Here is a 22,301-nt window from a genome sequence, read left to right on the forward strand (position 1 = left end):
GCGGAGCTTCAGTACGCATGGCAACGGATCGCTTCTTGGACATGGCTGCCTCCCTCGCGGACGGGAGCCCCATCAATTGGGACGACACCGATGACGCGGTGTCGAGCGAGGCGGAGCGCCGGCTGCTCCGCCAGCTCCGCGTCGTCCAGGGGGTTGCCGACCTCCATCGATCGACCTCGGACGATGAGGAAGACTATCGTCCGTTGGACATAGATGAGGTGTGGACCACGATCTCGGAGGAGCCTGCGCGGCCGGGTGGTCGCGTGCTTCCGCTCACGCGGTCGCCTGCGCGTGATGATCAAGCCACTGCCGAGCCGCCGCGTCCAGACTCTCGGCCACCCAACGTGTGGGGGCACCTCCACTTGTTGGAGAAGGTGGGGGAGGGCAGCTTTGGCGAGGTCTATCGTGCGTACGACACGCGGCTGTCACGTGACGTCGCGCTGAAGCTGCTGCGAGCCGATGCCCGCACACGCACGTCGCTGGCGGAGCGGTTGTTGCACGAAGGTCGTGCGCTTGCGCGTGTTCACCATCAGAACGTCGTCACCGTGTTTGGCGCCGAGGAGCACGGTGGGCGCGTCGGGTTGTGGATGGAGCTCGTGGAGGGCCGGACGTTGGCCGATTCGGTGGCGCGCGACGGTCCGTACAGCGCGCGCGAGGCAACACTGATCGGTCAGGACCTGTGTCGTGCGCTCGCCGCCGTGCACGCCGCCGGCCTCGTGCATCGTGACATCAAGGCGCAGAACGTGATGCGCCAGCAGGGCGGGCGCGTCGTCCTGATGGACTTCGGCGCGGGCGAGTTGCGCGATCGGCCCACGCGGAGCGGGCGTGTGCGTGTGACGGGCACGCCGCTCTCGACGGCGCCGGAGGTGCTCGCGGGTGGCCCGGCAAGCGTTCGGAGCGACATCTACAGCTTGGGTGTGCTGCTGTTCTATTTGGTGACCGGCCGGTTTCCGGTCGAGGCGGAGACGCTCGAGGAGCTGCGCTCGAAGCACGCGCATCGCACCCACACGAACTTGCACGACGTTCGGCCCGACTTGCCCGATAGCTTCGTGTCGGTCGTCGAGCGCGCGCTCGAGGTCGAGCCCGAGCGGCGATATGCAAGTGTCGGCGTTGTGCAGCGTGCGCTCGGTCGAGCGTTCGGCCTCGAGCAGCCCGTCGTCACGACAACGGACGAGACACAGGCATCGGTGCTGCGGGGGCCTGGCTCGGCTCGGCCGTGGCTTCATTGGCGCTCGTACGGCCGCCTCCTCGGCGCTGCCGCCGTTCTGACGCTGGCGCTTCTCGCGTTATGGGTGGTCAGCCGGTCGCGGAGCGTACCGTCCACGCCAGGCGAGCCCGCCCTTCCTCTGTTGGCCATTCGGCTACTCGAATCGGCGACGGCTGGATCCGGCCACGTGGCCAACAGCTTGAGCGAGCAAGTTCATCGGGAGCTCAGCTTGTTGCGCGGCGGGTTCGATGTCGCCGCACTCGATGCACTTCGGACGCTCCCCGCAGCAACCGACGGTCCGACCGTGCTGCATGCCTTGAGCGCAGAGTACCTGCTCGAAGGCACCATTGATCGGAGCTCCAAGAGCACGTCGGCCAGGGTGCAACTGCTCCGGGCCGGTGCGGACTCGCCGATTTGGCGCCAGCAGCTCACGCGACCGAACGATCAGCTCTCGAGATTGCGGGATGACATCGCTCGGACCGTCGCGGAAAGGCTGAGCACGAGAAAGCCGGATGCTGGTCAGGCTTCCGTGAATGAGCATGCGTATGACTCATATCTGCGAGGGCGATACGCGTTCTCGCAACGCCGGTACGACGAAGCCATCGGATACCTCAACAAGGCAAGGAGCTTGCAGCCCGACTTCGCGGACGCGTGGGCCGAGCTCGGCAAGGTCTACTTGTGGCGCTTCTGGTCACTGGGTGTGCAGCAGACGAGACGTGAGGCGATCGAAGCCGCCCGGCTATCGAGTCAAAAGGCATTGGAGCTCGACTCGGACGTGCCCGAAGCGCACGCGGTCCTGGCAGATATCGCCTTTACGGAGGACTGGGACTGGGAGCGCGCCGAGCGTGAGTTCCGGATGGCGCTGGCGTCGAACCCGAGCGATGTTGTGGCGCGATTCGAGCTCGCCATGTTTCTTGCAGCGCGGGGACGGACGAGTGAGGCAATCGACGAGATCGAGCGCGGCCGCCGGCTCAATCCGCTGTCGGCGGAAACGGTCGGTTACGCCGGGATGGCCTACTATTATGCACGGGACTATGCTCGCGCGATCCGCGAGTTTCGCGCGGCGGTCTCGCTGGAGCCGGGCCTTATTCCCCCGTATGTGGGGTTGTGCCGGGCCCTTCGCGCTCAGGGCGACCTTGCTGCCGCGCGCGAAGCGTGCCAGCGAGGGGCGGACACGAGGCGCGCCGAGCTTGGTGAGGCGTCGTTGGAGGGTGTCGATCCCGAGTGGAACAGCTTTCAGGCGGAGATCGCACAAGTGTACGCGGCGCTCGGAGAGCGGGCAGAGGCAGAAGCAATCCTTGCTGCGCTCGTCGATCGGCGCGAGCAGAATGCAGATGCTGTGTCCGCCTACAGGTTCGCTCTGGTTCGCGCGAGCCTGGGCGATGTGGATGAAGCGTTCAGTTGGCTAGACGAAGCCTTCGAGGAGCGCTTGCGTGAGGTGCAGTTTACGGCGGCCGACCCTCGCCTCGATGGCATCCGCCACGATCATCGCTTCGACGAGTATCTGTCGAGACTGGGAATCGCTGCCGCGATCAGTCGGGACGACCATCGTTAACGACTATCAGGAGGGGACATGAGCAAGAGCAAGACGGCGAGAAAGGGCAGTGCACGTCGTCGCGTGGCGACTCGATCCGCCAAAGGCGCCCGGTGGGAGCAGCCGGGTGTTTGTCCAGAGTCGCTCCACCCCCTGGTGGCTGTTATCGATGAGCGCGCCAACGCGCTGAAGCGCTTGCTGAAGAAGCCAGCGCTCACACCTGCTGCGAGCCGAGAGCTCGTTCGGGTCATCACAACTCTCGAACAGTGCAAGGCACGCGTGACGCTGGCCTGCGGAAAGGGGTCTCCTCCCTACCACGTGCCCGCGACTTTCTAATGATTCGATCATGAGCAATCTTGCCGTCGATCTGAACGATACAGCGGCTTCAGTGGCCGACGGGGCGGAGATCGACTGGGAGCAGATCGATCGGGCGCTCTCACGTGAGAGCGACCGGCGTCTGCTCCGGCAGCTTCGCGTCGTTGCCGGCATTGCGGACGTGCACCGCAGCGTGCCGGACACCGAGCTCGCCGAGGGGGCAGTGCCGCGGGAGCCGGCCAGTGGCGACGCATGGCGGCATGCGTTGGAGCAGCCTGAGTCCGAGGCTGCGGGTGAACCAGGGCCTGCGACATGGGGGCCCCTGCAACTGCTCGAGAAGATCGGCGAGGGCAGCTTCGGCGAGGTGTATCGTGCACGCGACATTCGGTTGCGTCGCGACGTGGCTCTGAAGCTGTGGCGCGTCGAGCGTGGCAACGCTGCCGATCGTGCCAAGCGGATGCTGCACGAGGCACGCATTCTCGCGCGCGTTCGCCATCAGAACGTTGTCACGGTGTACGGCGCCGAGGAGCACGACGGCCGCGTTGGTCTTTGGATGGAGCTCATCCGCGGCGAGACGCTTGCCAACATCATGACGACCCGCGGACCGTACAGCGCCGAGGAAGCAGCGCTGATTGGCCAGGACTTGTGTCGCGCGCTGGCCGCCGTCCACGGGGCCAGCCTCCTTCATCGCGACTTGAAAGCGCAGAACGTGATGCGCGAGGAGGGTGGGCGCCTCGTTTTAATGGACTTTGGTGCGGGCGAGCGCCAACGTGTGCCACGGCTTGGACGAGCCGGACGGGTGACTGGCACGCCGCTCTACCTTGCGCCAGAAGTCATCGAGGGCGAGTCCTCAACCGCGCAGAGCGACGTGTACGGGCTTGGGGTGTTGCTGTTTCATCTGGTGACGGGACACTTCCCGGTGGAGGCGTCGAGCTACGACGAGCTGTGCGAGAAACATGAGAAAGGGGAGCGCACGTCGTTGATCGATCTGCGTCAAGACTTGCCGCAGACGTTCGTGTCCGCGCTCGAACGCGCGATTGAGCCAGAGCCGGAGCAGCGCTATCGAAGCGCGGGTGCGTTCCAGAAGGCGCTCGCCACGTCGCTTGCCGTTCAGGAACCTTCGCCCGCGATCCAGGAGCGGCCTGCGACGGCAGCTGTGCCACCTGGGTTCTTGCATGGATGGACCACGCGCCAGCTCGCGCTCGTTGTCTCCCTTGGCGTGCTGCTCTGCCTTGGCATTGGCGTGGCGTTGATGTCTCTTCGTCGTGGCGGGAACCAAGGAATGTCTGCGGATGACACACCCCTCCTTGCGGTCCGGCCGCTGACCGCGCCGACCGCGGACGACCGCTATTTCGCAGCCGGTCTGACTGCTGAAATCGCTACCGAGGTGGCCCGCGCGACAAAGGCGGTCACGGTGATGCCGGTCAACACCGTTGAGCGGCTGCCGGAGAACATCGGCGCACAAGAGCTGCTCCAGAAGCTGGGCGCGCAGTACCTCGTCGAGGGCGAGGCGTACGAGGACGACGGCGGTGGCTTTGCAACAATCAGACTCGTTCGTGCGGGCGTGGGAGCGTCATCCTGGCGCTGGCCACTGCAACAGCCGAGCGGGCGCGTGTCCAAGCTCCAGCATGACGCCGTCGCACACGTGTTGCGGGTCGTGGAAGCGAGGCGGCAAGCGGAAGCTGCCCAAGCGCCGGCGACAACCGACGATGAAGCCTATCGGACCTATCTGCTGGGCCGCTACCACCTACTGCACTATGATTATCAGCAAGCGGTCAAGTTACTGGAGAAGGCCACGGCTCACGATCCCGTCTACGCTCCGGCGTGGGCTGCGCTTGCACGCGCGTACTTCTGGCGACGTGCGTTCCCTGCCGGCATTGACCGGGCACAGATGATCGAGCGGGCGCGAGACGCCGCCGGGCGCGCCTTGCAGATCGATCCAAACACCGGGGAAGCGCATGGCGTGCTGGCGTCCATCGCGGACCAAATCGATTGGAATCTCCACACCGCGCGAGACTCCTATGTGCGTGCCCTCGAGCTCAATCCAGCGGACGAAGCCACGCGTCTCGAGTTTGCTGTCCTGCTCTTGGCGCTGGGGCGCACCGATGATGCCCGTGGAGTGTCAGCCACCGGGCGTCGGCTCGACCCCCTCTCGGCGACATTCGTCGTTTACGACGGCCTGATCGACTACTATGGTCGCGACTATGACGCCGCGATTCGGGCATTCGAGCGCGCGCTGCTGAGCGATCCGGAACACCGTACGGCCCATCTCCAATTGTGTGCCGCGTATCGAGCCAAGTCTGACCTCGAACGTTCCCTTCGAAGCTGTGTTGATGCGCTCAACGCGAAGAAAGCGAGTGTCCCGAGCGAGCGCATTCGACGGTTCGATGTGGAGTGGAGCACGTTGCAGTCAGAATACGGGCAGACGCTGGCGGCGGCTGGTCGGGACGCGGAGGCCAGCCAGATCCTCGCAGAGCTTCTACACACGCGGAGCTTGAGCAGCGACGCCGTGCGTTCGTACGCGATTGCCTATTTGTACGCTAGCCTCGGGAAGACCGACGAGGCCTTTCGCTGGCTTGAAGAAGCCGTGGAGGAACGGGGCGTCAGGTTCCTCGCTGTCGATCCCCATGTCGACCGACTACGGTCAGATGGGCGATTTGCCGGACTCCTGGCCCGTGTGGAGGCTGATCTGCAGCAAGCTATGTAACTGACCGAGCGGCGAGTAGAATCTGGCAGTCGAATTGATCATCAAGGGGAGGTGTCATGGCAAAGAAAGCTACTCAGAGTCGCAGAGCACGAAAAGGGGCAGCCGCAAAGAAGCGGCCTCCGAAGGTCGCATCCAAGGCGAGAAAGTCGGCGGGCCAGCGAAAGCGGTCGAAGCGCCCGGCCGCCGAGCCACGCAAGCGTCGGCAGGCATCGCCGACGTTGAAAAGCATCGTGGAGGCGCTCGATAAGTATGTGGCGGCGCGCCGCACGCGGAGCGCGCCTCGAGCAGGTGAATTCGTGGCCGCGGCGCTGATGGCCGACGGCGAGGACTGGGAGGCCAAGCTTGGCCGTGCGCGTGTCGAGATGCGCCTGGCTTGCGAGTCGACACCGGCGTTTGGATGACGTACGCGGCGACGAAGTCTATCCCAGGCCTGAAGGCCGGGGCTGCCGAACCTGTCGCGCTCGCGGGCCGCAGCGCTTTGCGCGCGCGGCTTCCCCCGATCGGGTTGGGCACCTCGTCCTTGTCCTTGCCCCCCCTCGCCCGTGGTTCCTTCGCCTCGGGTCTCGACCTCTGCTGTAGCGCCCCAATTTTCGTGTAGTGTTTAAACTCAGTCATGTCCGCCGATCAGGACAAGGTCCTCGACACAGCATCGTCCATTGCTGACGGCTCTGAGGTGAACTGGGAGGCGCTCGAGGCGGCCGCCTTGAGCGAGGAGGAGCGGCGTCTGCTTCGGCAACTTCGGTTGCTCGCCGGCATCGCCGACCTGCACCGCAGCGTGGCAGGGGAGCCGGAGCCGCCGGCGGCCGCGCCCGCGCCGGCCCCTCAGCCCGCGCCGCCTGCGCAACCCGCACCGCCCACGGCGAAGTCCGTCGCCAAGCCGCCGCCTCCCGTGGCGCCACCGGAGCCCCCCGCACGATCAGCGGAGCGCTGGGGACATCTCGAGCTCGTGGAGAAGGTGGGCGAAGGGACGTTTGGCGAGGTCTATCGCGCGCACGACACGCGGCTCCACCGCGACGTGGCGTTGAAGCTGCTGCGGCCGGAGGCGTCGCGCACACGGTTGGTCCAGCGCGTCCTGCACGAGGGCCGCACGCTCGCGCGCATCCGACACCTGAATGTCGTGACCGTCTACGGCGTGGAAGAGCACGACGACCGCGTCGGGTTGTGGATGGAGTTCGTCCACGGCAGCACCCTTGCAGCGTTGCTCGCCCGGCAGGGACCATATAGCGCGCGCGAAGCGGCGCTCATCGGCCAAGACCTGTGTCGGGCCCTGGCCGCTGTGCATGGCGCGGGCCTCGTGCATCGCGACCTCAAAGCGCAGAACGTGATGCGGGAGCACGGCGGACGCGTCGTTCTCATGGACTTCGGCGCGGGTCGGCTCCTAGACGGCGCGGAGCCTTCCCCACGCGCGCGCATGACGGGCACACCGATGTACCTGGCGCCGGAGCTCGTGAGCGGCGAGTCCGACGCCACGGTCCAGAGCGACATCTATGCCGTCGGCGTCCTGCTCTACCACCTCGTGACGCGAGCCTATCCCGTGCGCGCGATGTCGCTCGATACGCTGCGCACCGCGCACGCCGGGGGCCACCGTACGCCGCTGCACGACGCGCGGCACGACCTTCCGGATGGCTTCGTGGCCGTCGTCGAGCGCGCCCTACACCCGGATCCCCAGTTGCGGTATCAGAGCGCGGGAGCGATGCAGGCGGCGCTCGCGACGTCCCTCGGACTCGACATCGGCGCCCCCGTGCCGCTCCCCGTTCCTTACGAGCATTTGAGGACGCGGCGCGCGGCGAAGGCTGAGGCGCCGGCGCGTGCCCGACCAGCCGCGCCCGAGCGCCCGGCGTGGCGCCCCAGCCAGGGACTGCGTGCCGTCGCAGCGATTGCCGTCGTCGGATTGCTCCTCCTCGTGGCGCTCGCTCTGCTGTGGCAGCGCGGGTGGCGGCCCGCTGCGGATTCCCCCGACATCCCCTTACTGGTGATACGTCCGTTCGAGGCCATGACCGGCGAGGATAGAGTGCTCGCCTCCGGGCTCACCAGTGAGATCGGCCGACAGCTCGGGATGTTGGACGCTCCGCTGTCGATTGCGCCCGTGGCGAGCGTCGACGAGTTACCGCTCGGCACACCGTCGCAGCGCGTGCTCGAGCGCCTTGGCGCCGATGTGCTCGTCGAGGGAAGAGCGGGACAACAGGGCGACATGCTCGTCGTGTCCGTGTCGCTCACGCGGGCCGGCCAAGATCAGGCGCGGCCCTTGCCGGAGCTCAAGGCGCCGGTTCGGGAGTCATTTCGTCTCACCACGGACATTGCCGAGCGTATCGCCGCGGCGTTGTCGGCCGAGCGGCGCCGCGCGCGACGCGAGGCGCGAAGCGTCAACCCCGACGCGTGGGACGCTTACCTTCGCGGCCGCTACGCGTTGATGCCGCCGCCCTCGCCGGATAGGGCCATCCAGCTATTGCAGAAGGCGCGCAACCTGCAGCCTGGCTTTGCCGAAGCGGATGCGGCACTCGGGCAGGCCTACTTGTGGAGCCGCTATCTGGCCCCGGCCCGGCAGCGCAACGCGCTCATCACCAATGCGCGCGAGGCGGCAACACAGGCCTTGGCGGTCAACCCCGATCTGGCAGAGGCGTACTTCGTCCTGGCGGACATCGCCTTCGTCGAAGATGGAAATTGGGCGGAGGCCGACAAGCAATTCCAACGCGCCCTGAGGCTCGACGCCGCGCACGAAGTGGCGCGCTATCGCTATGCCATGTTCTTGGCGTCGCGCCGGCGGACGGACGAGGCGCTGCGCGTCATCAGCGAAGGGCGCCGGCTGAATCCGCTGTCGGCGACCATCGCGGGATACGCGGGCATGACGCAGTATTTCGCGCGACACTACGACCGCGCCGCCGAGGATCTCAATCATGCGCTGAGCCTGAACTCGGCGCACGCGTTTGCTCACCAGGGACTGTGTCGAGTCTACCGTGCGATGAGCAGGACGCGCGAGGCGCTGGCACAGTGCGAGGCGACCTTGAGCGCCAAGGAGGCGCGCTTCGACGATCCGAAGCAATTGGCGACCGATCGCGAGTGGCAGTCACTACGCTCAGAGGTCGCGCAGGCCCTGGTTGGCGTGGGGCGCCACAGCGATGCCCAAGCCATCCTCGCCGACATGGTGGGAGCACACCAGAAACAGGAGGGGGCGGTTATGCCGGAATCCATTGCCTTCACCCTCATGGCGCTCGGGCGGCGTGACGAAGCGTTCAAGTGGCTCGATGTTGCGATGGAGACGAAATCGCCCCCCATCCTCTATCTCGCCGTCGACCCGCGGTTTGATCCGATTCGTGAGGATCCACGGTACGCTGCGCTGATGGCCCGTCTCGGGCTGGAGTGATTCATTTCGCCTGTCGTTTCCACGCCGGGACAGAGCGACGAGGCGCCCGCGGCGTATCGGGATAGGGAGCCCAGGCAACGCCTGGCGGTCGCGAGCCGACACCGGCTGCGTAGAGCACGGTCTCGTTCACCCCATCGACACCCACGGTATCTTCGACGCGCGTGTCCGCCAGCGCGGCGGTGCAGAACGGTGCCAGACCGAGCGCCGTGGCCACCAGGCAGAAGGTCTGACAGAAATGTCCCGCCTCGAGCAAGATGACGCGATAGGCACGTGATGATGGATAGCGCCACTCCACTCGGGGAATGACCGACGTCATGAGAAATAGCGCGGCGGCGCCACCGTAGCCATCCTGCGAGGGCAAGAACGCCCGGACCTCCTCTGGCGTCGCACCGCGGCGCATGAGATCCAACCGGTGCACGTCGCCACGATAGTGGTACAAGCCTGGCTTCAAGCCTGCGACGTCCAGCGCGACGACGTACACCTCGATGCTGTGCCGCGCACCTCCCGAGGGCGACGTCTTGAGCGGAATCTTCCCGAACACGCCGCCGTCAACCCATTGCTGTACGCCCCAGGTGAGCCCCGCCAGCGTGGCGAGCTGGACCAGCGTGAGCGGCTCGGTACCAAAGCGGCGCCACGTGCGCCGCTCGAGCAGCGTCGGCACGAGCGACGCGTCGACGACAGGTGCGGGAAGCGCAATACGCGACAGGGCGCGTACCTGCTTGATGGGGCGCGGCGGCGGATTGCGCCGGGCCTTGGCACGTTGAGATTTGCGGGCGAGCGCTGGCGGCTCGAACGTCACGTCACGCGACGCGAAGTGAAAGAATGCCGCCTCTGGCCCCCAGCTCACCCATCGTCCGAGACCACTGGCAGCAGGCGGTCGCGAGGCCGTGGAACGCTCCAGGAGCCTTGCCTCACTCAGTGCTTCGACCAGTTGCGTTAGCGCGGGTGCATCCACTCCGCCGAGTCGACGTTGCGCGGCTCGAATCGTCCGCCACCTGTCGAAGGCATCGAGCACCTGAATCAGTACGAGCTGTGCCGGCACACGTACACGCGTGCGATAGTTCTCGAGATACAGGCGCCCATCCCTCCAGTAACAAACGATCGTGGCGGCGCGGCGATAGCGAACGAGAACCGGACGTAACCGACGCGCTGGAGACATCGCGACTGGACTCTATCCGAAGATGCCGTAGCTGGCCAAATAGTGACGGTGGCAAACTCCGCACTGTTTCCGTCGACTCCCGCTGCAATATCTGCGCGATTACAACGCGGTGCCGAGCCCGCTTCGACTGTTTCCGTTGGAATCCGCTTGGCACGGATCGTGCGCTCTGTCCGGCATTCTGGGGCTTGAAAAAGGTCCCGAGACGACGCTATGCTCGCGGAGGTAAGCGATGGGTGCAGTGCAACAGAGGGTCGCTCACATCGAGGGGCAAATGAGCGAACAATCGCAGGTCTTTGCGGACATCCGACAAGACATCCGGCGTCTGGATCAACGCCTGGATCGTCTTCACGACAGTTTGCACGACAGGATGTCGCGGCAGTTCGTCTGGCTGGTCGGTCTCCAGTTCACGACACTCGTGACGATAATCAGCGTCATTCTGGCGCGCGGCTGACCCGCGGTTCGCACAGCGATCGCCACTATCGAGTGCGATCGCTTACACTCTCGCCCTCGTTCGTGTTGCAAGCAACCATGCTCGCTCAGCGGTTCTGTCCGAGCCTGTCGCGTGCCACGGGGCGCGCGAACGCGTTGTTCACGGCGTGAGAGCTCGACGCCAGTACCTTCCGATAGTATTCACGAGACTTGTCTGCGTTCCCTGTTTTCTCGAATGCCTGGGCAAGCAGCAGCAGGACGAAGGGATCGTCCTGATCCGCCTGTTGCAGTTGCGCGATCGCCTCTTCGTGATGCCCGAGATGAAGATCGATGTAACCACGCAGATACGGATACTGTGCCTGCTGGTCGGGGTTGCTTCCCTTGTCGAGCAGCGTCTTGACGACCGCCTCCAGCCGCCGTGCCTCTGATGCGTCGCCTCGATGGGCGGCGATCCGCGCTTGGGCATGCGCCCACCGGAGCTCCGTGAGGTCGGTGAGCGAGGCTGGTTGATCCGGCTCACGCGATGCCATTTCGTATCCCGTGCGGTACCACCGCAACGCTGCGTCGGGCTCGCCGAGCTCGAGATACACGCGGCCCAGCTCGTTTGCGACTTCGGCGGTGCCTACGAAGTCGCCAGCCTCGACGCGCCGCCGGACGACCCTCTCGAAATAGGTTGCGGCACCAGCCGCGTCGCGGACAAAGGCGTGAGACACGCCCATCATCCGCAGCGCTTGGTCCTTCGTGTCCTCCGGAGCGAGCTCGATCGCTGTCGCGAAGTGCCGCCGTGCCTCATCGTATTTCCCCGCCAAGTCGAAGGCGCGCGCGATGCCGTAGTGTGCGTCGAAGGAGTCCGGCGTCTGCTGGAGCAGCTTCTGATACGCGGCAATTGCCTCGTCGTGGCTACCGTCGAGATCGAGCTGGCGCGCTCGCTCCAGCGTCTCCTCCGGCGCAGGTCTGCAAGCGCAGACATAGAGCAGCGTCGTGCACAGCGCCACGACGAGCACAACATGTCTCTCACATCGCACGACCGTATTATCTCGGCATTGGCTCGTCACCGTCCAATCGGAGTTGTGCCCGGAACCCGCTACCTCGAGCCCGGCGCAAGGTGTGCGCCAGCCCGTCGTTCTGTTGTTACGCTGACGCCGCACGATCCAATGGCAGTCGCCGCGATCGCGATGCTCCTAACTGCTTGCGGATATCAGCGAAGGCCCGCTTGAGGGTCTTGCTACGGCCTTCACGAAGGCTCTTGGAGCTTTGAGCCAGCATCTTGAGCAGTGCAAGGGATTCTTGGGTCTGCTCATAGTCGGCAATATCCTGAAGCACCGCTTTGGCCTCACCATGCTGTGTGATCACCAGAGTTCCCTCGCTGACCCTGAGCTGCCGTAGCACCTCGGCGGTGTGGTTCTTGAGATAGCTGATCGACTTGACCGATTCGCTGAGTTTCATTTGCGCGAGCCTTTGCGACGATCCGTTTCGGTCCAAATATAGACCATATATGGTCCTATTCTACCAGCTCGTGAGCTTAGGACTGTGAACCGGGAGGGAGCGTCGAAAGGGCGAGGGTAGGGCGAGCTGGTTCCCGGCCGCGGAATTGTGACAAGCGGTTCAAGCACCCGTAGTCGTGGCTCTGAGCGCGCGATAGTACCGTGACGGCAACGCGTGACCCACGAACGGCTCGATGAACTGGGAGGCCTCGATCACCGCCGCGAGATTCACGCCGGTGTTGATGCCGAGCCCGTCGAGGAGGTAGAGCAGATCCTCGGTCGCCAGATTGCCCGTCGCGCCCGGCGCATAGGGACAGCCGCCAAGGCCGCCGGCAGAGGCGTCGAATGTCGTGATCTCGTGCTCGAGCGCGGCGAGCACGTTGGCCAGCGCCGTGCCACGCGTGTCGTGGAAGTGCAGGGCAAGCTTTGCGCGCGGCAGCCGTGCGAGGAGTCGGTCGAGCAGCTGGTGGACCTGGCCCGGGTGCGCAACGCCAATCGTGTCGCTGACGGCTACCTCGAAGACACCCATATCCAGCAGGTGCTCGCAGACCTCGAGCACACGGTCCTCCGGCACCGCACCCTCGTACGGGCAACCAAAGGCGGTAGACACGTAGCCGCGTATGCGCACGCCTCGCTCGATGGCGTCGGCACACAGCTCGGCATAGGACGCCAGCGACGCGTCGACGCTCTGATTGATGTTCTTATGGCTGAAGGTCTCCGATGCCGCAGCGAAGACCGCCACCTCTCGCACGCCCGACGCCAGCGCGCGCTCCAGCCCTCTGCGATTGGGCACGAGCGCGCTCAGCCGAATCCCGGAGAGACGTGGCAGCCGGCTGAGGACCTCCGCCGTGTCAGCCATCTGTGGGACCCACGTGGGACTGACGAACGCGCCCGCTTCGATCGCCCGAAGCCCAGCATCTGCCAGCTTCCCGATGAACGTGGCCTTCGCATCTGGCGGAACCACTGCCTGCTCGTTCTGCAAGCCGTCGCGCGGTCCGACCTCGACGACGGCGACTCGTGACGGAAGCGAGGGGCGCATGGTTATTCGAGCGGCGACGACGCTCACGGCGCGTTCGGCGAACGCGCCCTACCGCGTGGTAGGGACGCCTCGCCGAGGCGTCCGTTTTCGGTTCTCAAGGGTTCCAGCTCGATGAGGGGCGGACCTGGCTGCACGAGATCTCCCTCGTGGCACATCACGCGTCGCACGACACCGTCCCGTGGTGCTCGGAGCGGCAGCTCCATCTTCATGGCTTCGAGAATCGCGAGCGGCATGTTCTGGGTCACACGATCGCCTGGCTCGACGAAGAGCCGCACGACGGTGGCGGGCATTGGCGTTGTGAGCGCATCGTGAGCGCTGCTGCGCCGACGCGCGCGTCGGCGCTGTGATGTCTGCAACTCCAGCACGACGACCTCGCCGTCGACGAACACCCAAGTGCTGTTTCCATCACGAACGGCCAGGGCGACGCGTGATGGCGCGGCGTCGGAGGTCTCACTCACGCGAAACGCGTGATCACCAAGCGGCTGGACCACGAAGCGCGTTGTCGCTTCTTCATCAACCCCGCCTGTAACGGAGACCGTCTCTCCCGCAGTCTCCACCGAGAACACATCGCCGTCGAACCGTGCTTCGAGCGTCATGATGGAGAGCTCGACTTGTCCGGCCAGCCACGAAGTGTGTCCCACGGATCCACCGACGGAGACAGCTGACGCGCGCTGGCCGACACAGGCAGCTGGGGCGCGCCGGCGACGGCCGCCGCTGCGGCTGCCGCTCGGCGCAAGGTGGCTTGCGGCGGTGGGACCAGCAGCCTGTCCCGTTCCGTGTCGATGAGCTCGGTGTCGACGTCGCCAGCGCGAAACCGCGTGTGGTGAAGCACACGGCGCAGGAAGCCGATGTTCGTACGAACACCCAGCACGGCATATTGCGCGAGAGCTGCGAGGGCGCGCTCGACCGCCCGTGGTCGATCCTCCGCCCAGACCACGACCTTGGCGAGCAATGGGTCGTAGTGGACGCCGACCTCGTCTCCCTCGGCGACGCCCGAGTCGACCCGGATGCCGGGACCCGACGGCTCCCGATACAGCAAGAGGCGCCCGGCCTGGGGCACGAAATCGTGTGCGGGGTCTTCCGCGTACACGCGACACTCGATGGCGTGCCCGCGCGGTGTGATCTCCGCTTGCGTCCAGGGCAGCGTCTCACTCGCTGCCACCGCGAGCTGCGCTCCGACGAGATCGACGCCGGCGACCGCCTCCGTGATTGGATGCTCGACTTGAAGGCGCGTGTTCATCTCGAGAAAGTAGAAACGCGCCGCATCGCCCGTTCCCTCGACGATGAATTCGACGGTGCCGGCGTTGCGATAGTCGGCGGCCCTCGCCGCGGTGACAGCGACCTCGCCCATCCGTGCGCGCAGCGCCGGCGACAGCGCCGGGCTCGGTGTTTCCTCGATGATCTTTTGATGGCGCCGCTGCACCGAGCACTCGCGCTCGTACAGGTGCACGCAGTGGCCGTGCTGGTCGGCGACGATCTGCACTTCGACGTGACGTGGTCGCTCGAGTAAGCGCTCGACGTAGAGTGTCCCGTCACCGAAGGCAGCCGTGGCTTCCCGACGCGCTGCGGCGATGGCCTCGTCTATCTCTGTGTTGGCGCGGACGACGCGCATGCCCCGGCCACCGCCGCCGGCAGAGGCCTTGATGAGCGTGGGCAATCCGACCCGCAGCACAGCGCTGCGCAGGGCACCGTCGCTTTGGTCATCCGGCTCGACACCCGGCACGACGGGGATGCCTGCCTCGGTCATCAAGCGGCGAGCGTGAATCTTGGAGGCCATCCGCGCCATGACTTCGGCTGGCGGCCCCACGAACAGAAGGCCCGCCTCGTGGCACGCTGCTGCCAGAGCCGGATTCTCACTGAGAAAGCCGTAGCCGGGATGCACGGCGTCGGCCCCAACCTGCTGCGCGGCCGCGATGATCCGAGGAACCGCGAGATAGCTCTCGGCAGCCGGAGCCGGCCCAATCTCCACGACTCGGTCTGCCAACCGCGTGTGCATAGCGCCGCGGTCCGCCGCCGAACACACCGCGACCGCCTCGATGTCGCGCTCGCGGCAGGCGCGAATGATGCGTACCGCGATCTCGCCTCGATTGGCAATGAGCAGGCGTCTTATCATGAGGGCTCGCTTCGCTCGCATTCCAAGGGGTCTAGGGGTCTAGGGATCTAGGGAGGGCTTGTTCGAGCGTACGGGTATGCCCATTCTCTCTTTTTGCCTTTTACCCCTTGATCCCTTTACCCCTTGATCCCTCAATCCCTTGATCCCTTGATCCCTCGATCCCTCGATCCCTTGACCCCTTGACCCCTTGACCCCTTGACCCCTTGACCCCTTGACCCCTCTACAATCCACCCCGGCTCGCGCTTTTCCAGAAAGGCTCGCAATCCCTCTTGACCCTCCGGCGACACACGCTGCGACGCAATCGCCTGCGCGGTCAGCTCCTTCACGTCCTGCATCGGCCGGCCGGCGACGCTCGCGATGAGCGCCTTTGCCTGTGCAATGGCGCCGGGCGCCGCCGCGAGGATCTGTGCCACCTCCTCGACAACCGCGCGATCGAGATCGGCCGCGGGCACCACCCGGTGCACGAGACCCATGGCGTGCGCGGCGGCGGCGTCGAACCGCTGGCCCGTGAGAAACCATCGTCGCGCCTGTGTCGCGCCAATCTTCGCGATGACATAGGGTGCGATGGTCGCTGGGAGTATCCCAAGCCGCGTCTCCGTGAATCCGAACAGCGCATCGTCGGCGGCAACCACGATGTCGGCGATCGCCGCAAGGCCGGCGCCACCACCCAGCGCCGCGCCCTGGACCCGAGCAATCACCGGCAGTGGCAGCGTGTTCAGTGCCTCCAGCATCTCCGCCAGAGCCCGCGCGTCACGCAGGTTGTCCTCTTCGGTGTAGGTGAGGGTCCGTTGCATCCACGCCACGTCGGCCCCGGCACAGAAGATGGGGCCTGCGCCAGCCAAAACGACGGCACGCAACCCCGCGCTCGTCGTTGCTCGGAGCGCCCATGTGTGCAGCTCCGCCACCACTTCGTCGTTGATGGCGTTTCGGATGGCTGGTCGATTCAACGTGACGTGCTCGACCGCGCCGTCACGATCGGTGTGGAGAAACCGGTAGCTCATAGTAAGAAGGCGCCTACATGCGAAACACACCGAACCTCGCATCCGGGACGGGCGCGTTGAACGCCATCGACAGTCCGAGCGCCACGGCCTCCCTCGTCTCCGCAGGATCCAGGATCCCATCGTCCCACAGACGTGCGGTGGAATAGTAGGGTGAGCCTTCGTGCTCGTACTTCGCGAGAATCGGATCACGAATGGCCGCTTCTTCTTCGGCCGATAGTGTCTTGCCCTCCCGCGCCAGCTGATCGCGCTTGACCGTCACCAGCACGCCGGCGGCCTGCTCGCCGCCCATGACCGAGATTCGCGCGTTGGGCCACATCCACAGCAGCCGCGGATCGTAGGCACGCCCACACATGCCGTAGTTGCCTGCGCCAAACGAGCCGCCGATGATCACGGTGAGCTTCGGCACGACGGAGTTCGCCACGGCGTGCACCATCTTGGCGCCGTCCTTCGCGATGCCGCCACGCTCGTACTGCTTGCCGACGATGAAGCCCGTGATGTTCTGCAAGAAGAGGAGAGGAATGCCACGCAGGTTGCAGAGCTGGATGAAGTGCGTGGCCTTGAGCGCCGATTCGGAGAAGAGCACACCGTTGTTCGCAACCAGGCCGACGAGGAACCCGTGCAGCCGAGCGAAGCCGGTGACGAGCGTGGTGCCATACCGCGCCTTGAACTCGTCGAACCGGGAGTCATCGACGAGGCGCGCGATGACCTCGTGGACCTCGTACGGCTTGCGGGTGTCGGCTGGAATGATGCCGTACAGCTCACGCGGATCATATCGGGGCGGCTCCGGCGTCGTGCGATCCATCGGAAGCTGCTTCGTCGTATTGAGTGTTGAGACAATCGTCCGTGCAAGGTGGAGAGCGTCCTCATCGTTCTCGGCGAAGTAGTCCGCGACACCCGACAACCGCGTGTGCACATCCGCGCCGCCGAGCTCCTCTGCCGTCACATCTTCACCTGTGGCAGCTTTCACCAGCGGTGGCCCGCCGAGGAAGATCGTGCCGGTGCCGCGCACGATGATGGTTTCGTCCGACATCGCCGGCACGTACGCGCCACCCGCAGTACAGGATCCCATCACGACCGCAATCTGCGGAATGCGTGCCGCGGACATGATGGCCTGGTTGTAGAAGATGCGGCCGAAGTGCCCGCGGTCTGGAAATACCTCCGCTTGCAACGGGAGGAACGCACCGCCGGAGTCCACCAAGTAGAGGCACGGCAGGCGGTTCTCGAGCGCCACTTGCTGCGCCCGTAAATGCTTCGTCACGGTAGTCGGGTAATAGGTGCCGCCCTTGACGGTCGCATCGTTGGCAATGATCATCACCTCGCGACCCGAGACGCGCCCCACACCTGTGACCAAGCCCGCAGCCGGCGCCTCGCCTTCGTACATGTCGCAAGCCGCCAGCGGTGACAGCTCCAGGAAAGGCGAGCCGGGATCGAGCAGCCGTGCTATACGGTCGCGGACGAAGAGCTTGCCTTGTTGCTGGTGCCGTTCACGGGCTCGCGTCCCACCGCCCTCGCGCACGCTCCCGAGCCGAGCCGACAACTCTGCGATCAGCGCTTCCGTCCGGGCGGCGTTGGCCCTGAATTCATCGCTGCTGACCTGGACCTGCGTTTCAAGAATTTCCATTGCGTGGTTGGCATCGGCATTATATGAGGGATGGGAAACGGCCGGAACGGGGACGCCGTGCCCAGCCCCCAATCGCCGGGCCGTCAAGGGACGTCCGATGTGAACGGCGACTGGCGCGGCGAGTGCGAGCGGATGGTCCAGGACCAAATCGCCGCCCGGGGCCTGCGCGACGCGCGGGTCCTTTCGGCCATGCGCGAGGTGCCGCGCCACCTCTTCGTGCCCGCGGCGTTGCGCCAGCATGCCTACGACGATGGCGCCTTGCCCATTGGCGAAGGGCAAACCATCTCTCAGCCCTACATCGTCGCCGCCATGACCGAGGCCGCGCGTCTGCGGCAGGGCGACCGTGTGCTCGAGATTGGCACCGGGTCGGGTTACCAGGCGGCCGTGCTCGGGCGGCTCGTCGATCAGGTGCTCTCGATCGAGCGCATGGTCGGTCTGGCGCGACGGGCCCATGATGCGCTCCAGAGCCTTGGCCTCGAGGGAGTCCACCTCGTCGTTGCTGACGGCGTGGAGGCCCTTCGTCCCGGTCTGGTCTTCGACGCGGTGATCGTGACCGCTGGCGCACCTGCGGTGTCGGACCGCCTCCGCGCCCGCCTGGCCGACGGCGGCCGGCTCATCATTCCCGTCGGTCCGCTCGACATTCAGACGCTCCTCTTGGTCGAGCGACAGGGCAGGAATTTCACCGAATCCTCGCTCGGCGGCTGTGTCTTCGTCCCGCTCATCGGCCGTTCCGGTTGGTCCTCACCACAGGGATAGGATCCGAGTGTCTCTTACACGATGTGTTTCGATTTCAGACGCTGTCGCGCTTGCCGTATTGGTACTGGACACCCAGTGGCCCGTGGAGTAAGGATCGGATCTGGCCGGGCGGTTTTCAGGGTTGGCATTGGATGACGGAGAAGCGCAAGTTTCGGGTGCTGCTCATCGACGATGAGCCCACAATGGGCGAGTGGGTCTCGGTGCTGTTGAACGCCGAAGGCTATGAGGTCCGAACGGCGACCGACGGCGCGGAAGGGAAGAATGCGTTCGACACCTGGCGGCCGGACCTGGTCGTGATCGACCTCTGGTTGCCGGATACCGACGGGCTCGACCTGCTCCGCTGGTTCAAAGGCACCGACGAGGCGATCGAGGTAGTCATTCTCACCGGACACGGCAGTGTCTCGCAGGCGGTCGAGGCGATGAACGCTGGGGCCTACACATTTGTCGAAAAGCCGGTGGAGCCCGACACCCTCCGGGCTGTTGTCGAACGAGCGCTCGAGCGGCGGGCGCTCCGTTCCGAGAACCAGCGCCTTCGCCGTCAGCTGCAGCGTCCGGCGTCGTTCGGCGAGGTGATTGGTCGAGGCAAGGCTGTGCGCGAGCTCATGGAGCTCGTCCAGAGCGTCGCCGCGAGCGACGCGAACATTCTGATTCAAGGTGAGAACGGGACCGGCAAGGAGCTCATTGCCAATGCCATTCACGCGCACAGCAAGCGCACCGAGAGCCCTTTCATCAAGATCAACTGCGCGGCGATCCCGAAGGAGCTGATCGAGTCGGAGCTGTTCGGCTATAAGAAAGGCGCGTTCACGGGCGCGCTGGCCGACAAGCGCGGTCTCCTCGAGCTGGCGCAGGGGGGATCGTTGCTGCTGGACGAGATCGGTGAAATGCCGCCCTACGTGCAGACGAAGTTGTTGCGCGTGCTGCAAGAGCGCGAGTTTCGCCCCGTCGGGAGCGACCGTGTCGTGCAGGTGGACTTTCGGTTGATCTGCGCCACCAACGTGGACATCGAGGCGGCTTTGCGCGACGGCCGGCTCAGAGAAGACCTGTACTTCCGCATCAATACGATTACGATCAAAGTACCGCCGCTCAGAGAGCATGCGGAGGACATCCCCTTGCTCTGCGAGTACTTTCTCGAGAAGTACAACGCCGAGCACGAGCGACGCGTCAAGATCATTGCCCCGTCGGCGTACCATCTCCTGATGCGACACCGCTGGTCCGGCAACGTGCGCGAGCTCGAAAACGCCATCGAGCGCGCCGTGCTCGTGGCGCGCGGCAGTGAGGTGGCTGTCCACGACTTGCCCGAGACCATTCGCGACGAGGGGCCGAGACAGTCGGAGCTGCAAATCCCACCCAATTGCACATTGGCCGAGATCGAACGCATGGCCATTCTGCAGACGTTGCAGCGCACGAATTGGAACAAGCAGGAGGCGGCGCAGATCCTCGGCCTGTATCGGCCGACGCTTTACAGCAAGATGCGCAAGCATGCGATTTTCGGGGCGGGACGCGCAGCGCGCCGTCGTCCGAGCCCGGAGCTGGATCGAGGTTGACTGGTACGCTATTTGTAAGGGGTACGGACGGGTGGAGGAAACCATGGCGGAACGAGAACGGGTGTTGCTCTCGGCGCTGGTTGGCGCGGCGGTTGGTGCGGCAGCGGGCTTCTTGATGTTGACGTCTCGCGGCCGGACCGTGCGCGAGCAGTTCGAACCGAGGCTGGACGAATTCCTCCGGAGTATGCAGCGGCTGCAAGCGTCGGTGCACAAAGCGCGGGGTGTGGCGGAAGAAAGCTGGCGCTCGATCCAGAAGATCTTGGAGGAGACAACGCCAAAGGCAGGTAACTCGGAGCACCCTGATGAGCTCTCTGAAGAGCGCCGTTCCGCGAAGGGCGTGTCGGACACCCCGTTCGACAAGCGCTGGGATGCCGGAACACGCCCGCATTGATCCGTCGTGCTGATGAGGTAGAAGGTAGGAGGACACCATGTCACACGAAGAAGGTGCTGGGACACAGAACCGTGGACTGCTGATGGGCTTCTTCGCGGGCTTGCTCGTGGGGGCAGGTCTGGGGCTCCTGCTGGCGCCGCGACGAGGATCGGAGGTCCGGCGGACGGTGGCCGCATCGGCCGGTGACCTACGCCGCCGTGCGTCAGAGACATTGCATCAGTCGCAGGAGCAGATGTCACACGCTGTCGAGGTCGGACGTGACGCCTACGGCCGCGCCCGGGACGTCGTGGAGCGCACCCGGCACCCCAGGACGGAGCGCGGGACGGAGCACGGGACGGAAGCCGGTCACGAGGCGCTCGACGAGGCCTCGCAGGCGGCCGACTCGTTGCGAGAGCGCGCCAAGGACGTCGTAGGTTAGCGAACAGGTCCGACGCCTCCGTCGGGTGACATTCCTGGTGCGTTCTCGTTACCTGCGGCCTGGCGGGCAGGCCGGCGAGCGCGCGCTATCGTGGCGGACGCCTCGGCGAGGCGTCCCTACCTTCGGCCGATGGTCGGGGGCTCGCCGAACACGTCGTGTTGTGTGTGCGTGCGTCATCTCCACTCACTCATGAGGCCGGAGCGCCGCGATCCGCGGAGTTGGCCTCGCCGCCAGGCTCGCGTCTGCCTGCTCGCCTTCCTGTCGCGCCGGGGTTGCGGGTGCGAGCGGGTTGCGCTTCGTGATTTGACTCGTGCTGCGACCGCTCCTTGCTCCGGGCAGAGTTGTCGCCGAGCTGCGTGCCTTGCCACGGGCGATTGGCGTGGCGGCGTGGCGCGGGCTGCTGCAATTTCTCAATAGCAACAATCTCACGCTCGCCTCGTCGATCGCGTTTTACGCACTGCTATCGCTCGTTCCATCCCTCCTGCTCCTCCTGTCGCTCCTCGGCCTGCTCACGGCCGATGCCGACGATCGAAAAGCCGTCCTGGACTTCGCGTTGCAGTACTTTCCAGAGGGCTTCCAGTTCGTGAGGAGCCAAGTCGAGAGCCTTCAGCGGACGCGTGCGCTCGGTGTGGTTGGCAGCGTGCTCATGCTCTGGGCGACGCTGGGATTCTTTGGTGCAGTGACCAAGGCGGTCAACCACGCCTGGGGCGTGGAGAGACAACCGAACTTCCTCAAGCACAAGCTGATCTCGTTTCTCATGCTCCTCGCGGCGGGGGCCCTGTTTCTGGCCGGCCTGCTCCTGCTGAGCGCACGCAGCATTGCCGGCACCGAGTGGTTCACCCTCGTGCTGCAGCACCTGCCTGGCCTCCACGTGCTGCGAAGCCTTCTCTTCGAGGGGGCGACAACCCTGGTCCTCATCGTTTGCGTAGCACTGCTTTTCTATTTCGTGCCCAACACCAATCGGGTGCGCTTTCGTGACGTGTGGCCGGGCGCGATCCTCACGGGGCTGCTCTGGCGAGGCGCGCTCTTCGGCTTCTCTTGGTACGTGCGTGAGCTCTCTGGATTCAGCGTCCACGGATCTCTCGCGGCCGTCGTCGTCTTTCTGTGGTGGGTCTTCCTATCCTCGGTCATTCTGCTCTACGGCGTCGAGTTCACCGTGGCGTGGGCTGTCAAGGCGAAATAGAAATGTCCCCGTTCTTAGCGAAATAGAAATGTCCCCTCT

19 protein-coding genes are annotated in these 22,301 nt (G+C 65.4%); 11 read left to right on the top strand and 8 right to left on the bottom strand.

Annotated features, from left to right (window positions below):
* Nucleotides 1-17 precede the first annotated feature (17 nt).
* The 5 genes from GEV06_19165 (at nt 18) to GEV06_19185 (ending at nt 9,124) form a co-directional block, all read left to right on the top strand.
* Nucleotides 18-2,762 carry a protein kinase gene (locus GEV06_19165; GenBank protein MPZ20012.1) on the top strand — a complete coding sequence of 915 codons (2,745 nt, stop codon included), beginning with the start codon at nt 18-20 and terminating at the stop codon, nt 2,760-2,762.
* Between the two features lie 18 nt (nt 2,763-2,780).
* Nucleotides 2,781-3,077 (top strand): hypothetical protein, encoded by a 297-nt coding sequence (locus GEV06_19170; GenBank protein MPZ20013.1) that lies wholly within the window; start codon nt 2,781-2,783, stop codon nt 3,075-3,077.
* A gap of 10 nt (nt 3,078-3,087) precedes the next feature.
* A complete protein-coding gene (locus GEV06_19175; GenBank protein ID MPZ20014.1) occupies nt 3,088-5,763 on the top strand; it encodes a protein kinase in 2,676 nt (891 codons plus the stop codon).
* Nucleotides 5,764-5,819: 56 nt separating this feature from the next.
* On the top strand, nt 5,820-6,164 hold the full coding sequence (locus tag GEV06_19180; GenBank protein ID MPZ20015.1) for a hypothetical protein: 345 nt from the start codon (nt 5,820-5,822) through the stop codon (nt 6,162-6,164).
* A gap of 212 nt (nt 6,165-6,376) precedes the next feature.
* Complete coding sequence (locus GEV06_19185; protein ID MPZ20016.1) at nt 6,377-9,124, top strand: protein kinase; 2,748 nt, start codon at nt 6,377-6,379, stop codon at nt 9,122-9,124.
* A gap of 1 nt (nt 9,125) precedes the next feature.
* Here the strand turns inward: GEV06_19185 and GEV06_19190 are convergent, their stop codons facing one another.
* A complete protein-coding gene (locus GEV06_19190; protein MPZ20017.1) occupies nt 9,126-10,283 on the bottom strand; it encodes a SagB/ThcOx family dehydrogenase in 1,158 nt (385 codons plus the stop codon).
* 271 nt (nt 10,284-10,554) lie between these two features.
* Here GEV06_19190 and GEV06_19195 point away from each other — a divergent pair, with 271 nt between their 5' ends.
* Complete coding sequence (locus GEV06_19195) at nt 10,555-10,734, top strand: hypothetical protein (GenBank protein MPZ20018.1); 180 nt, start codon at nt 10,555-10,557, stop codon at nt 10,732-10,734.
* 85 nt (nt 10,735-10,819) lie between these two features.
* On the opposite strand, the gene GEV06_19200 is transcribed toward GEV06_19195, so the two are convergent.
* From GEV06_19200 to GEV06_19230, 7 genes are all read right to left on the bottom strand, one after another.
* A complete protein-coding gene (locus GEV06_19200) occupies nt 10,820-11,737 on the bottom strand; it encodes a tetratricopeptide repeat protein (GenBank protein MPZ20019.1) in 918 nt (305 codons plus the stop codon).
* A gap of 106 nt (nt 11,738-11,843) precedes the next feature.
* Nucleotides 11,844-12,158, bottom strand: coding sequence for a type II toxin-antitoxin system prevent-host-death family antitoxin (locus GEV06_19205; protein ID MPZ20020.1), 315 nt, complete (start codon nt 12,156-12,158; stop codon nt 11,844-11,846).
* A gap of 159 nt (nt 12,159-12,317) precedes the next feature.
* Nucleotides 12,318-13,235, bottom strand: coding sequence for a hydroxymethylglutaryl-CoA lyase (locus tag GEV06_19210; protein MPZ20021.1), 918 nt, complete (start codon nt 13,233-13,235; stop codon nt 12,318-12,320).
* Nucleotides 13,236-13,258: 23 nt separating this feature from the next.
* Nucleotides 13,259-13,831 carry a hypothetical protein gene (locus GEV06_19215; GenBank protein MPZ20022.1) on the bottom strand — a complete coding sequence of 191 codons (573 nt, stop codon included), beginning with the start codon at nt 13,829-13,831 and terminating at the stop codon, nt 13,259-13,261.
* Nucleotides 13,828-15,369, bottom strand: coding sequence for an ATP-grasp domain-containing protein (locus tag GEV06_19220; protein MPZ20023.1), 1,542 nt, complete (start codon nt 15,367-15,369; stop codon nt 13,828-13,830). The genes GEV06_19215 and GEV06_19220 overlap by 4 nt, the downstream gene beginning before the upstream one ends.
* A 110-nt stretch (nt 15,370-15,479) precedes the next feature.
* Nucleotides 15,480-16,349 (bottom strand): hypothetical protein, encoded by an 870-nt coding sequence (locus tag GEV06_19225; protein ID MPZ20024.1) that lies wholly within the window; start codon nt 16,347-16,349, stop codon nt 15,480-15,482.
* Between the two features lie 13 nt (nt 16,350-16,362).
* On the bottom strand, nt 16,363-17,970 hold the full coding sequence (locus GEV06_19230; GenBank protein MPZ20025.1) for a methylcrotonoyl-CoA carboxylase: 1,608 nt from the start codon (nt 17,968-17,970) through the stop codon (nt 16,363-16,365).
* Nucleotides 17,971-18,000: 30 nt separating this feature from the next.
* Between GEV06_19230 and GEV06_19235 the strand changes: the two genes are divergently transcribed.
* From GEV06_19235 to GEV06_19255, 5 genes are all read left to right on the top strand, one after another.
* The gene (locus GEV06_19235) at nt 18,001-18,726 is read left to right on the top strand and encodes a protein-L-isoaspartate(D-aspartate) O-methyltransferase (GenBank protein ID MPZ20026.1); all 726 of its coding nucleotides are present in this window, start codon (nt 18,001-18,003) and stop codon (nt 18,724-18,726) included.
* A 23-nt stretch (nt 18,727-18,749) separates the two neighbouring features.
* Nucleotides 18,750-20,270, top strand: a complete 1,521-nt coding sequence (locus GEV06_19240; protein ID MPZ20027.1) for a response regulator — start codon at nt 18,750-18,752, stop codon at nt 20,268-20,270.
* A 43-nt stretch (nt 20,271-20,313) separates the two neighbouring features.
* A complete protein-coding gene (locus GEV06_19245; GenBank protein ID MPZ20028.1) occupies nt 20,314-20,661 on the top strand; it encodes a hypothetical protein in 348 nt (115 codons plus the stop codon).
* 37 nt (nt 20,662-20,698) lie between these two features.
* A complete protein-coding gene (locus GEV06_19250; GenBank protein MPZ20029.1) occupies nt 20,699-21,079 on the top strand; it encodes a hypothetical protein in 381 nt (126 codons plus the stop codon).
* A 310-nt stretch (nt 21,080-21,389) separates the two neighbouring features.
* A complete protein-coding gene (locus tag GEV06_19255) occupies nt 21,390-22,262 on the top strand; it encodes a YihY family inner membrane protein (GenBank protein ID MPZ20030.1) in 873 nt (290 codons plus the stop codon).
* Nucleotides 22,263-22,301: the final 39 nt, after the last annotated feature.

It is taken from the genome of Luteitalea sp. (assembly GCA_009377605.1).
Taxonomy (GTDB): domain Bacteria; phylum Acidobacteriota; class Vicinamibacteria; order Vicinamibacterales; family Vicinamibacteraceae; genus WHTT01.